This is a genomic window from Ruegeria sp. L11 (assembly GCF_056531755.1).
In genome coordinates this window covers 20,174-33,101 of sequence record NZ_JBQFMI010000025.1, presented here as the reverse complement: position 1 = coordinate 33,101, position 12,928 = coordinate 20,174, and the positions used below count along the sequence as shown (strand labels likewise).

General features: G+C 60.0%; 9 protein-coding genes and 1 pseudogene. 3 read left to right on the top strand and 7 right to left on the bottom strand.

What is annotated here, in order from left to right; all coding sequences use genetic code 11:
• From glyA to ACR0CE_RS19690, 6 genes and pseudogenes are all read right to left on the bottom strand, one after another.
• Positions 1-148: pseudogene (gene glyA / locus ACR0CE_RS19715) on the bottom strand (serine hydroxymethyltransferase); the annotation flags it as partial.
• A gap of 22 nt (positions 149-170) precedes the next feature.
• Entirely contained in the window at positions 171-2,801 is a 2,631-nt protein-coding gene (locus tag ACR0CE_RS19710) for a phosphoenolpyruvate carboxylase (RefSeq protein WP_480833526.1), read from the bottom strand.
• Positions 2,801-3,772: a 2-hydroxyacid dehydrogenase gene (locus tag ACR0CE_RS19705; protein WP_480489218.1), complete on the bottom strand. Its 972-nt coding sequence runs from the start codon at positions 3,770-3,772 to the stop codon at positions 2,801-2,803. The genes ACR0CE_RS19710 and ACR0CE_RS19705 overlap by 1 nt, the downstream gene beginning before the upstream one ends.
• Positions 3,772-4,659: a succinate--CoA ligase subunit alpha gene (sucD, locus tag ACR0CE_RS19700; RefSeq protein ID WP_480833525.1), complete on the bottom strand. Its 888-nt coding sequence runs from the start codon at positions 4,657-4,659 to the stop codon at positions 3,772-3,774. Before sucD ends, ACR0CE_RS19705 begins: the two co-directional genes overlap by 1 nt.
• Positions 4,656-5,855: a malate--CoA ligase subunit beta gene (locus tag ACR0CE_RS19695; protein ID WP_267365650.1), complete on the bottom strand. Its 1,200-nt coding sequence runs from the start codon at positions 5,853-5,855 to the stop codon at positions 4,656-4,658. The genes sucD and ACR0CE_RS19695 overlap by 4 nt, the downstream gene beginning before the upstream one ends.
• Positions 5,856-5,870: 15 nt before the next feature.
• A complete protein-coding gene (locus ACR0CE_RS19690; RefSeq protein ID WP_480833524.1) occupies positions 5,871-7,112 on the bottom strand; it encodes a pyridoxal-phosphate-dependent aminotransferase family protein in 1,242 nt (413 codons plus the stop codon).
• 220 nt (positions 7,113-7,332) lie between these two features.
• On the opposite strand from ACR0CE_RS19690, the gene ACR0CE_RS19685 reads away from it, so the two are divergent.
• Positions 7,333-7,962, top strand: a complete 630-nt coding sequence (locus tag ACR0CE_RS19685) for a response regulator transcription factor (protein WP_267365646.1) — start codon at positions 7,333-7,335, stop codon at positions 7,960-7,962.
• A 71-nt stretch (positions 7,963-8,033) separates the two neighbouring features.
• Here ACR0CE_RS19685 and ACR0CE_RS19680 read toward each other — a convergent pair whose 3' ends face one another.
• Entirely contained in the window at positions 8,034-8,210 is a 177-nt protein-coding gene (locus ACR0CE_RS19680) for a hypothetical protein (RefSeq protein ID WP_480539983.1), read from the bottom strand.
• Between ACR0CE_RS19680 and ACR0CE_RS19675 the strand changes: the two genes are divergently transcribed.
• Positions 8,209-11,922 (top strand): hypothetical protein, encoded by a 3,714-nt coding sequence (locus ACR0CE_RS19675; RefSeq protein ID WP_480833523.1) that lies wholly within the window; start codon positions 8,209-8,211, stop codon positions 11,920-11,922. The two genes, ACR0CE_RS19680 and ACR0CE_RS19675, sit on opposite strands and share 2 nt — an antisense overlap.
• The gene (locus ACR0CE_RS19670; RefSeq protein WP_480539987.1) at positions 11,915-12,913 is read left to right on the top strand and encodes a hypothetical protein; all 999 of its coding nucleotides are present in this window, start codon (positions 11,915-11,917) and stop codon (positions 12,911-12,913) included. Before ACR0CE_RS19675 ends, ACR0CE_RS19670 begins: the two co-directional genes overlap by 8 nt.
• Positions 12,914-12,928 lie beyond the last annotated feature (15 nt).

Sequence of the window (12,928 nt, the reverse complement as noted above, 5' to 3'; positions counted from 1 at the left end):
CGGCGGCAGAGACGATGTTCTCGGACGCAATCAGCTCGATCTCGTCGCGCTGACGACCCAGCTCAGACCGGATCGAGCCAAAAAGCTCAGGATCGCGGTCCGACAAGGACTGGGTGAAAAATCCATCTGTTCGATGCGGGACGTTCACAGTTTTGGTCTCCTGAAAATGGTTAGCCGGTCCAGCCAAGGCCAGCGGAAATGGCGTTCATGGATTGCAGCAGGGGCACGGGAACTGACCCTGCCTGCGGTTCGTTGCGGGCGTGTTGCAGCAGTTCGACCTGAAGAGCATGAATGCGGGCCAATTCGGCCTGTTTGCGGTCAAACCTCTCGCAAAGGCGGGGAAAGCGATGGCCGATGACCTGACCACCGGTCAGAAACCGGATCGCTTTGCAGGCACTATCGTATTCCGCCTTGATCACCTGCGATACACGTTGGCGGATCTCGATATCAGAGACCAATTCGCCATACTGCGCTGCGATTCCCATATCCGTCTGATAGAGCGATTTTTCCATCTCATCGACGGCGAGGCGGAACAGGCGGGAGTGTCGAAACATGTCGTGCAACACGTCATCACCGCGCGCGCCGCGAAACTTGCGAAAACTGGCCATGGCGGTGCCGAACCCGTACCAACCAGTAATCAGGTGACGGTTCTGCGACCACGCAAAGACCCATGGAATGGCCCGCAGGTCATCCAGGCTGGCCGCGCCGAACCGGCGGGTCGGACGGGACCCCATTTTCAGGCGGGCAAGTTCTTGGACAGGGCTCGCCTGCTGGAAATAGTCCAGAAAACCCGGCATCTGCAAAAGCGAGACATAGGCTGTCTGTGACAACTCTGACAAAGCATCCAATGCGTCATCGAATTCAGGCCGTGAAGGCGCCTCGTCAAGGGTCGCCGTATGGCGCATCGTGCTTGACAGCAACAACTCCAGATGCGCCGCAGCCGTGCCCCGGTTGGCATATTTGGCCGAAACCACCTCGCCCTGTTCGGTCACGCGCAGCCGCCCGGCAACTGTTCCACTGGGTTGCGCGGCGATGGCGCGCCCGGTCGGTGCACCGCCCCGGCTGACCGAGCCGCCGCGACCATGAAAAAACGTGGCCTTGAAACCTTGCGAAGCCAGCGCCGAGACGATCCGGCGTTGGGCGCGCTCCAACTCCCATGTTGAGCAGAAATAGCCCCCGTCCTTGCCGCTGTCCGAATATCCCAGCATCACCTCGATTACCCGACCGTCGGTTTTGAGGCTGCGACGGGCAAGCGGAACAGCCAGAACGTCCAGCAGGATCGATGGGGCATTTCGCAAATCGGCAATCGTCTCGAACAATGGGACTACCGAAAGATCCAGAGTTTCAGACCCAAACCCGGCATAGCGGGCCAACAGGTAGATGCCGAGAATATCGTCGTCCGAACGGGTCATGGACAGGATGAAGGGCCCTATTGCCCTGGGGTCCGGTCCCGATCGAACGCTATAGACCAGAGCCAGAAGAGCAAGCAGTTCCCGCGCCTGATCGCTTAACACGTCGCGGTTTTGATAGGGCAGGTTCTGATCCGCCAGTTCGGTTCGCAAGCGGGTTGACCATTCGGCTGTGCCGTAAACCGGCGCCTGTCCGGAATGCGACCAGACTTCGGCCAGAACATCGGTTGTGACGGTCGAATTCTGGCGGATGTCCAGCGTTGTGGTCCGGAACCCAAAAACCGAAGCGGCCCGACGCAGCGGACGGATGTGCTGCCGCGCCAGAATATCCGCATTGACCGCACATAAAGCGGTATCAAGCGTGTCGAGATCGCCCACGAATTGCGAGATGTGATCATATCCGTTGTTTGTCAGCCGATAGCGAATGGCATTGAGTGCTTGCCGGAACGGTTCGTTCCGATTGCGCCCGGCGACCGGAGCCCGGTCAACTATCGCTTGTACTTGCGTCCTGACAGGCTCAGGTAAGGGCAATATCAGTGCGCTGATGCTCAACCTGCCCGCAGCACGTTCGAGAGCCTGGCGGTAAAGATCCAGAACTGTTTCGCGACCGCGTTTCAGCGCCAATGCGGTCATCTCGGTCGTGACATTCGGGTTGCCATCCCGGTCGCCACCGATCCAGCTGTGAAAGCGGATATCGGGTGTATCGCTCAGCGTACGGCCCAGCACTTGCAGGCAGGCCTGATCGAAGCGGCCCATAACCTGCGGGACGGCGTCAAAGATTGCATCGCGGAAGAACTGCAACCCCCATTCGATCTCGTCGTGCAGGCTTGGGCGCGACAGGCGGAGTTCGCCGGTCAGCCACAAGAGATCAATCTCTCCTTCCAGACCATTCAGCAATTCGGCGTGTTCTGTCGGGGTCCAGCGTTGCGTTTCAAGACTGACGAGGTTGCGGTAGATACGCCGGTGAATTTCCAGAACCGTAACCCGCTTGGCTTCGGTCGGATGCGCGGTCAGCGTGGGACCGGTACACAGGTTAGCGGTCAGCTTTTCAACCTGGTTATAGGTCAGGGACAAGTCCGTCAGGGCTTCGGCAAAACCGCCTTCTACCGCTTCTGCGCCGTTTTGGGTTTCGGTCAATCGACGGTCCCGAACCTCGGCGTTTTCATCGATGATGCACAACAATTGGAACCAGATCGAAAGGGCCTGCAAATACGGCGTTGCTTCGGGTCCCGTGGGAATGGCTTGCAGCGGCGTGGCCTCGGCCCATGCCGCCACATGTGGCGCCCGTTTCAGCAATATGTTCCGCCACAACGCCCGCAATTCCGAGCGCAACCCTTCGGCATAGCTCGAGGGGTTGGGAGTGGGCTGCATATTCGGGGCCAGCGCTTGCATCAGATCACGCGGTCCCGGGGTTCGCGGCCTTCAAAGAAATCATTCAGGTTATCGAGAACCCGAAACCCCATCGCCTCGCGCGCTTCACGGGTGGCGCTGCCCAGATGTGGCAGCATCACGAGGTTGTCGCATTGCAGCAGGTCCGGGCTGATACGGGGTTCACCATCGAACACGTCCAGCGCGGCCCCGCCGATCATCTCGAACATCAGGGCCTGTATCAGCGCCCATTCGTCGATCACCTCACCGCGCGCGGTGTTGATCAGAAAGGCGTCGGGCTTCATCAGGCCCAGTCTGCGCGCGTTGATCAGATGGCGGTTTTCAGCCCCGCCGGGGCAATGCAGCGAGACGAAGTCGCATTGCGGCAGCAAGTCGTCAATCGAGGCCACCTGCGTTGCATTGCACCTGGCCAGCACATCCGGCGCTATCTGACTGCGGTTGTAGACGAGGATGTCCATGCCAAAGCCATGATGCGCACGCCGGGCCATCTCTTGCCCGATGCGGCCATAGCCGATGATGCCCAGCGTTTTGCCGCTGACCTTGGTTCCAACCAGATGCGTGGGCCGCCATCCGGTCCAGTTGCCGGACCGAAGCTCGCGCTCACCCTCGCCCGCGCGCCGGGCCACCATCAGCAGCAGGGTCATGGCGATATCAGCGGTGCATTCGGACAAAACATCGGGCGTGTTGGTCACGGTCATGCCCAGCTCACGCGCCGACGGTTCGCAGATGTGGCTGTATCCGACACCGTAATTGGCCAGGATCTTGGTCTGCGCACCAGGGACGTCCATTGCCTCGGCGCTCAGTGTGTCCGTTACAGTTGGCAGCACCGCGTCATAAGTTTTCAAGGCTTGCCGGATTTCGGCCGGGGACATGGGTTTGTCCCCGGTGTTCAGAACGGCGTTATAGGTCTCGGCCAGCTGCGCCTCGACGGCGGCAGGCCAGCGACGGGTCACAAGAACCGAGGGTTTGACCATCACGCGGCCTCCATCACACGGGCAATTGTTTCACCGATCACCGCGGGGTTTTCGGCAACGGTCACCCCGGCGGCGGACAGGATCTCGACCTTTTCGCTGGCGCTTTCGCCAAAGGCCGAGATGATCGCACCCGCGTGGCCCATGGTGCGGCCTTTCGGGGCGGTCAGCCCCGCGACATAGGCAATCACCGGCTTGGTGATGTGGTCGCGGATGTAATCGGCAGCTTCAGCTTCCTGTGGGCCGCCGATCTCGCCGATCATGGCGATGACATGGGTGTCCTCGTCCTCTTCGAACCGCTGCAGGATGTCCTTGAAGGATGACCCGTTGATCGGGTCGCCACCAATCCCGACACTGGTCGAGACACCGATGCCGCGTTCTTTCAGCTGCGCCGCAGCCTCATAGCCCAGCGTGCCCGAGCGGCCGATGATGCCGACATGGCCGGGCAGATAGATGTGACCCGGCATGATGCCCAGCAACGCCTTTCCGGGCGAGATCGTACCGGCGCAGTTCGGACCGGTCAGCACCATGCGTTTCTCTTTCGGATAGCGGTACATGTACCGCTTCACCCGGATCATGTCCTGCGCCGGGATCCCGTCGGTGATGCAGACGCAGTAGCGGATACCGGCATCTGCGGCTTCCATGATTGAATCAGCCGCAAATGGCGGGGGCACAAAAACAAGGCTGGCATCCGCGCCGGTCGCCTCGACAGCCTGTTTGACGGTGTCAAAGACCGGAACACCTTCGACGGTTTCCCCGCCTTTGCCGGGGACGACACCGCCCACGACATTGGTGCCGTAGTTCAGCATGTCCTTGGTATGGAACCGGGCCATGCGGCCGGTGATGCCCTGCACGATGACGCGCGAGTCACGGTCGAGAAGAATGCTCATTTCACAGCCCTCATCTTGGTGCCTTGAGTAAGGTCGTTTTTCCATGCGCCAACAGCGCGTTCTGCCGCCTCCATCAGCGTTGTGGCGCGAATGATCGGCAGGCCGGACTTGGCCAGAATCTTCTGACCCTCTTCGACGTTTGTTCCAGCCAGCCGCACGACGACGGGCAGATCGAGGTCAAGTTCCCGCAGCGCCTGAACGACGCCTTCGGCCACCCAGTCGCAGCGGTTGATACCGGCGAAGATGTTGACCAGAATGGCCTGAACATTGTCGTCCGACAGGACCAGACGAAATGCCTTGGCCACACGTTCGGGTGAGGCCCCGCCGCCGATGTCGAGGAAGTTTGCAGGCTCGCCACCGGCCAGCTTGATCGTGTCCATCGTGGCCATCGCCAGACCGGCACCGTTGACGATGCAGCCGATATTTCCGTCCAGCCCGACATAGGACAATCCGCGGTCGGCCGCGCGGCTTTCGCGCGGGTCTTCCTGGCTTTTGTCACGCAGTTCAGAGATTTGCGGATGGCGGAACAGGGCGTTGTCGTCAAAGCTCATCTTGGCGTCAAGCGCCAGAACCCGGTCGTCACCCGTGATGACCAACGGGTTGATCTCGACCATTGTCGCGTCCAGCTCGCTAAAGGCGGCATAGCAGCCCTGAAGCGTACGAACCATTTGCTGGATCAGCCTGGGTTCAAGCCCGAGGTTGAATGCGATCTCGCGCGCCTGAAATTCCTGAAGCCCAACCGCCGGCTCCACGATGGAGCGGACGATGCTTTCCGGGCGGTCAGCCGAGATATCCTCGATCTCCATCCCGCCCTCGGACGAGGCCACGATCATCACCCTTTGGCTGGACCGGTCGAGGACAAAACCAAGATAGATCTCGCGATCAATCGGCACGGCGGCTTCGACATAGACGCGATAGATGCCTTTGCCTTCGGGGCCGGTCTGGTGCGTGACCAGCTTGCGGCCAAACAGATCATCGCAGGCCTGATAGATTTCGTTTTCGGTGTTGCACAGCTTGACCCCTCCGGCCTTGCCGCGACCGCCTGCATGGACCTGCGCCTTGACGATCCATTTGTCACCGCCCAGCTCACGCGCCCGATAGGCCGCTTGTTCCGGACTGTAGGCCAGTGCGCCGGATGGTATGGCGACACCGAAATTCGAAAGAATTTCCTTTGCCTGGTATTCGTGAATATCCATCTGATCCGCTCCTGTTTATGCAGCGATTGAGGTGCCGTAACGGCTTTCCAGCAGGTCTTCGATTGCGTCTTGGTCGACCGTTCCGCCCAGTTCTCGGATGGCTTCGGCGAACAGGCGCACGATCCGGCTGACGGCGTCGCGGTTCAATTGGTTGAGGATGCCGATGCGCACCTGCACGGGTGCGCTGAGCGTCGGCCAGATGCCAAACCCGCGCGCGCGGCAGTTCTGGACCAGCTCCATCTCGCGGCCAGCCAGTTCCGGGGGCAGGTTCAGCACGATCAGGCTGGGCATGTCGGAGGTGACCTCGCAGCCCATTTCGGTGACAGCGTCCCGCAGAACCTTCTCGTGCGTCTTGTACGACGCGGACCGCTTGGCCAGACCTTCCTGAAGGGTCAGGCGCAGGGATTCATGGAAGGCCGCTACGGCGTAACCTGAATGGGTGCGGTGATAGGTGCCCTTTTCAACATCCTGCCCATCGACAATGCCCCAATGGCGGGCCTCAAAGATGGGATTGTGGACATAGGTATAGGCACCGGTGGTTTTTAGCGAGGTGATATAGGCGTCGGTAAAGCTGACAGGGGCATAGGTCAGCGGCAAGCAACACAGACCTTTCTGCGGGCAGGACGCCCATCCGGCGATACCCGGAAAATCGTCTATCGAGAAGTCATCGACGCCCAGAGACGACACCGCATCGATCAGACCCATCGCGCCATGGCGTTCGCACGCGTCGGAAAATCCGAGCAGGTCATTGATGCGGCCTGATCCGGTTTCCCAATGCGCCATGAAAGCCCATTTCGGTTTGTGCTGCGCCAGCGTCGCCTCGACCAGATCACCGGTGACCGGCTGGCCGTGCGGAACCTCGATCACGGTGACGCTGGCGGCCTGAGGTGCCATCGGGTTGGCTGCATGTTCTTCGGGCGTCGCCGCCTTGATCCGCAGGGTCAGCGCGTCGATCCCTGAGAATGTGCCGTTGGCAAAAGCAACGACCTTATCGCCAGGCATGACAGCCGAAAACATGGTGTCCAGGGCGCTCCAACCGGTGCCGGCAACAGCAAAGGTATAGGCGTTTTGGGTACCCCAGATTTTCCGCAGCATGTGTTTGCATTCGATCATCCCCCTAAGGACGTCCCCCTGCATGTGATCGGCAACGCCTGCATCGGCAAAGGCCTTGAGGACGCGCGCATCCGTGTTGCCCGGTCCCGGCCCCGCAGCGAGGGTCTGAGGGATTTCGAGCGGAGGGAAAATCTGAAAAGTCATGGTCTGGCATCCTCGGCTGTTGGCCGGGCATTGCGGCCCGTTGTGTCAAGTTACCGAGCAGGAAACGCGAGCTTGCCTTATGACGCAACGTAACTTACTACTGCTTTTGGATGGCCAATAGGATGGGGCAGTACCTACCCGTTTTGGTAAAAATACGAAGGTATACAAAGAAATGACCTATCCTTATGGGTAGGTTTTTCCGGAATCGGGGCAAAATCATATGGTTGAGACACCGAACAAACCCATCGACATCATGCTGGCGGACGGCAACCCGCTGGTTCTGTCGGCCATGTCCGAAATATTCGAGCGGGACCCCCGATTCTCGCTGATGGCCACGTCAGCAACGGCCGAAGGGTTTCTGGGAACGGTGATGCGGGTTCCCGTTCAGGTTGGTGTCGTCGACTGGACACTTCCGGTTTTGGGGGCCGCCAAACTGATTGAGGTTCTGCGCGATCAGCCCAACGCCCCGCGCTTTGTCGTTTATGGCGACACTGGCGGCGATGTCCCGCGATTGGCGATGCAGGCGGGTGCGGCTGGATTTGCCGCCCGCACGGGCGAGGTTGAGGGTCTGCTGGAAACCTGCGCCAAAGTTGCAGCGGGTAAGATGGTATTCCCGTTCATCGATATCCGGAAGATGCAACAGGACCCAATCCAGAGTCTGTCGCGTAAGGAACGCGCAATTCTGGAGGCGCTGGCCCAAGGAATGTCGAACCGGGACCTGTCGAAGGAACTTCAGATTTCGACAAACACGGTCAAGTTTCACCTGTCCAACATCTACGAAAAGCTGAGTGTCAAAAACCGCACGCAGGCCATTGCGTATTTCTATTCGTCTCAGCAGTCACGAAACTAGACCAAAGGCGATTTGGATGCCGGTGTTTCCGGGCAGGTTATTCGTCCAACTCTGACCAATTCTGGATACCGTCAGCAGCAAGAGACACGGTGCTTGTCCTGAGCGCTTTGCCGCGCGTGGCGGTAGGCACAACCCTGCGTTGCTTCCGCGAATCCCCCAAACATGTTACCTTGGGTCACCTTTAATGATTTGACTTCTTTTTCTGACATCTCGTTTTTTTCAGCTCTTTCTCGAGAGGTGACGTTCATGTCCGACTCCAGCAGTGAGCCCCCGCGCATAACGCTGTCCATACCAAATCTTCGGCCAAACCCATCGATATCAGCGGAAATTTCCGGCACTGTCGCGGCTGGTGCGCACAGCGTTGAGGATCAGAAGCGGGTTGAGGCGGAAAAGCTCAAGGCATTGCGCCGCGGTGTTGGAGTTGAGCTTTCTGCGGAAGTGATCAACGATCTGGTTGACAGGCGTGTTCAGTCGACAGGCGCAGTTTTTCGCCAGCTTGCAACCATTCGCGAAGATCTGGCCGGAGGCTTTCTGGGGGCGGTCGTTCCCACCCTCGCTCCGAAACTGCGGGGGGAACTGATCAACCCTGACGGGACCCCTACCGAACGTGTGATCGTCGAGGTCCTGCGCCCCACCTTTACTGCCAATGAAGGGATCGACAATGCGGATTTCTCGTGGGCTGTCAAAGCCGCCGTCACGGACGCGCGCGGTCTCTTCTCGGTTGATCTGCCCAATCTCCGCCTGCCGCAGAACGGCCTGCGGTTGCGGATCAGGGGTCAAAACACCACCCTGACAGAAGCCGTGCCGCGCGTTGACGCGCTGGACGGCGAAATGGGTCTTGTGGTGCTGGATCGCACGCTCCTCCCTTTGCAGCGTTCGATCGTCGGTGAGCTGGCCGATATCTTGCCTGTGGATCCCGAGGATGCTGAAGAAAACATATCCGATTTCACCGGTTCACAGGCCCCTATCGTGCTGGGCGAGGGCGATTGCGCGTCGGAGTACCGAACCGAAGGCGGCACGGTTTCACGGCGGCGCTATTCGGTTCTGTACCGACTGATTGATCCGCTCGTCGGGCCCAAGAATATCGTTCGAACGCGCCCCGTAGGCGGTGGCCGCTTTGTGACGACTATTCCGGGTACAACCTTTGCTCAGGCCAATCTGTCAGCCGAAACGCTGCTGGCCGCGTTCAACAATGACGGGGGTGATTGGGATTTTCGGGACCGGATTCCGATTGATGAACCCATTGATATTGAAGACTTCTTTGAAGATCTTGAAGAACGGCCGCAGGATGTGCCCAAAGCGTCGAGCCTTGCGCTTGGCTATATTGCCAAGATGCGGTCGACGGCTGTCCATGCTGGCATGTCTTTGGGTCGGCTGGTCTATTCCCTGCCGCTTGCCCCGGGAGAAGAGCAGCGGATAGTCGTGTCGGAACAGCGCGAAACACTGAGCGTACGTGAACGAGAGAGCCTGACCTTTGAAGAGCAACAGGAATTCGAGGAAGCCCGCGACACGTCCTTTGACAGTACGTTTGAAAGCGCGCTGGATGAGGTGATTCAGGGCACGTCCTCGTTTTCGGCCCGCGCATTTTCAAAAAGCTTCGGAGGCGCAGGTGGCGTTGGTGGCGGCCTGTTCGGAGGCATCGGGGCCATCGTTGGCGGCGTGGGCTTCAGCGGCGCACGGTCCAGTTCGAATTCTTCCGGTAATTCGTCCAACACGCAGAACACATCACGCGATTTTCTGTCCGACACGCATGAGACATTCTCTGCCGCGCTTGAACGGGCGGCTTCGGTCAAGCGTAACTCGGCACGGACCAGTGTGCGCACTGCAACTGCGACGGATCGGCGGACGGCAACAACGAAATTCGTGGCCAACCGCAATCATTGCCACGCAATGACCATGCAATGGTTCGAAGTTCTGCGCGACTTTTCCCTGGAAACGCGTATCGAGGGGGTGCAGTTGGTGGTCTTTGTGCCCATGCAACTCATCCGCTTCCGCCGTCTGGGGCAAGGCGATCAGTTGCCGGGCAATGTCACCCGGTCCGGATTGCTGAGCCGGTACAAGGTCATCCTGCGCCATGCCGAAGTGTTCCGGCGCGTATTCCGAAACCGCCGCAGATTCCGCAGCGCACTGAAGCTGCTGGAAGAGTTTTATGCGGACAAGGATGCAACACCGCAGAACGCGCCCGGCGTCGCACAGGACATCGTCAGTTTCGAGGCGCAGGGCACGTTCATGCCCAATGATGACATTTCTGTCGTGATCTTCACGCAGGATGGCGACCGGGTCGGACCTGTGCCGCTGACCGGATCGCCGATAGACATCGACAACCTGCATGACCTGCCAGCGGAAACACGCGAGAACCTGCTTGTCCGGCTGGCTGATGCGCGGCGTGATCCGACCAAGCGCCGGACCTATACCGGCTCTGTGGCTTTGCCCCGTTCGGTCGAGCGGTCGGATATCGCCCGTGTCGAGTTGCGCAGGCGGACGGGTTCGTTTGCCTACTCGTTCTACACCGGTCCTGATCCCATCAACATTTTCAACATCTGGGAACATCTGGCCAATCTGGAAGATGCCGACGATCTGGATCGAGCCACCCGCAATATCAACCGCAGCCTTCGCACCACGATCTCGGGCTCGGACTTTGACGATCTGGTGGGACCGCCCATGATCAGCGAGTTTGAGGCGCGTATGAACGAAAACGCCCAGACCGTTGTTGATGACAATACGTTCCAGGCGCTGCCTGCCACCCTGCCCTATTCCGTGCAGGAAGTGCCGGACGTTCTGTCACGCCGGGATCTGCGCCGCATCGAAGAAATGTACCAGCATGTTGTAGCCAACACCGTTCGCTATTCCCGCGTGATCTGGGCCAGCATGACGGACGAAGAACGTGCGATCCTGCTGGAGCGTTTCACCATCGGGGTACCGGAAGGCGGGCTGGACGATGCCTCAAGCGAGATATCGCTGCTCAGCACCGTTCAGAATAAGGTGCTTGGGTTCTATGGCAATGCCATGATCATGCCCTTCTCGATCCCGCCCGATCTGGCCGACCGGATGGAGATGCGGACCGGTGATATTCAGGACAGTCTTCTGGCCTTCCACCGCGAGGATTTCCGGCCACCGCGCCGCACGATCTCGCTGCCGACCAGAGGCCTGTTGGGCGAGGCTGTACTGGGTCGCTGCAATTCCTGCGAGATGATCGACCACCGCCGCTTCTGGAACTGGCAGGACAGCCCGACACCGCCGCCGGTTGGCGACGCGCCGGTCCTGCCTGCTGACAGTGACGCCATCTTTGGTACCCGTGCGCCGTCAGACCTGCCGAACAACCAGCCTTCGAACACGCTGACCATTGCAGGGGGCGACATTGGCACCGGCCAGGCTGTGCCCACGTCGCAACTGGCCGAAATCCTCAAGGCTGCGCCCGATCTTGCGCGGGCGGGAACTGATCTGACAGGCCTGAAGGAGTTGCAGGCGCAACTGGCGCTTGAAACGCAATCGGTCGCCGCCGGTCGGGACAAGGCCATCGACACGGCGACGGATCTGACCAAGGAGCTGGTTGGAAAGGCCACGGAACTTGCGGGTAAAGGTCAGGAAATCGCTGCCGCCCGCAAAGAGGAAGAAGCCAAGAAGGCCGCCGCTGACAAGAAGGCATTTGACGCCAGCAATGCCGCCAAGATCAAGGGGTTTGAGGATATTGCCAAGAACGCCTCGGGTGTTTCCGCGCTGATCGGCGGGCAACCGGATGGCAACCAGGCCGGTTTCGTTCAAAACCTGTTCAAGGATTTCCCCGGCGGGGCTGCGGCTTTGGCCAACCCGTCCAACACGCTGCTTCTGGCCAAGCTTTTCGGGGCCTTCACCAAGGCAAATGCGGATGCTGATGACGGCAGCGCGACCAAGGCCGGCAGCCAGTCGGTGCTGGATTTCCTCAATGGCCTGAACGCTCCTGCGGAGGATGACAATGAGTGACACGAGCACAAATGTGACGGACAAACCGGGAATTGATGAAAGCCTTGCCGAAGCGATCATCAACATTCTTGAAACGACCAACTCTCCGGCGATCCAGCGCGCCCGTGAGGTGATTGCCCATAGGCTGGCCATTGCGGGCGATATTGCCCCTTCGCGCATCCCTGCGCCGCGCAACATCACCGAGATCGGCGGCTATATCAATCTGCTGAGCGAGTATGGTGAGTCCGAACAGCGCGCACGCATGATCGCGGCTGCTTTGGGTATTGCAGGACCGCAGATTTCGCTGCCGCAGCCGGGTGCCGTTCCGCCGTTGTCTTTCATCACTCGCGACGGTGCAAGGCCCGTTGGTCCGCAGCAGGCCAGTTTCCCGCTGAGCTTCACGATCCGCAGTGATTTCGTTCCGGCCTTCGACAATGCGTTGCAGGAGATCGCGATACGTGGCGGTGCGGTGCCGATCCTGACACCTGTCAGGGTCCTTCCGGCCGCCGGATCAGGCCCCGTGACCGACGGCATCGCACAGCTGGCTTTGATCGGTCGAACCCTCAACCTGGCACCGACTGCGGCGCTGCATGCCGTGGCCACCGACCCCCTGTCGCTCAGCCGTCCGACTGCGGGTGGCGGGTTCGAGGTTCTGGCACGGGTCATCGACGCCGCCGCCCCGATTGCCGGGACCATCGCGGCGGCAGACTGGACAAGCTGGGAATGCGATGCTGCTGCCTGTTCCGAGGTTGACAGCAACGATGCGCGCTTTGCCCTTTCACCGATCCTGAATGCGGCCGGTTGGCACCAGGCGGCTGATCCCGGCAATCCCAACAGCCTGTCCGATCCCGGCAGCTGGGCCGCGTGGCAGAACATCACCGGGCTTGTACCCGGCGTCACACGGTTCGCGGATGAGCTGCAATTGCTGTACCCTGCCGAGATGCTCATCACCTCGCCGGTTTTTAACCAACTGGACAATGTCTGGACGGGAAGCGCATTCGCCGCGCCATAGGACCCCCTCTGCGAC

Coding starts and splice junctions, on each gene's coding strand:
- ACR0CE_RS19710 (WP_480833526.1), bottom strand. CDS start 2,801: ATGCAAGCGCTGGCCCCGAATATGCAGCCCACTCCCAACCCCTCGAGC.
- ACR0CE_RS19705 (WP_480489218.1), bottom strand. CDS start 3,772: ATGGTCAAACCCTCGGTTCTTGTGACCCGTCGCTGGCCTGCCGCCGTC.
- sucD (WP_480833525.1), bottom strand. CDS start 4,659: ATGAGCATTCTTCTCGACCGTGACTCGCGCGTCATCGTGCAGGGCATC.
- ACR0CE_RS19695 (WP_267365650.1), bottom strand. CDS start 5,855: ATGGATATTCACGAATACCAGGCAAAGGAAATTCTTTCGAATTTCGGT.
- ACR0CE_RS19690 (WP_480833524.1), bottom strand. CDS start 7,112: ATGACTTTTCAGATTTTCCCTCCGCTCGAAATCCCTCAGACCCTCGCT.
- ACR0CE_RS19685 (WP_267365646.1), top strand. CDS start 7,333: ATGGTTGAGACACCGAACAAACCCATCGACATCATGCTGGCGGACGGC.
- ACR0CE_RS19675 (WP_480833523.1), top strand. CDS start 8,209: ATGTCCGACTCCAGCAGTGAGCCCCCGCGCATAACGCTGTCCATACCA.
- ACR0CE_RS19680 (WP_480539983.1), bottom strand. CDS start 8,210: ATGAACGTCACCTCTCGAGAAAGAGCTGAAAAAAACGAGATGTCAGAA.
- ACR0CE_RS19670 (WP_480539987.1), top strand. CDS start 11,915: ATGAGTGACACGAGCACAAATGTGACGGACAAACCGGGAATTGATGAA.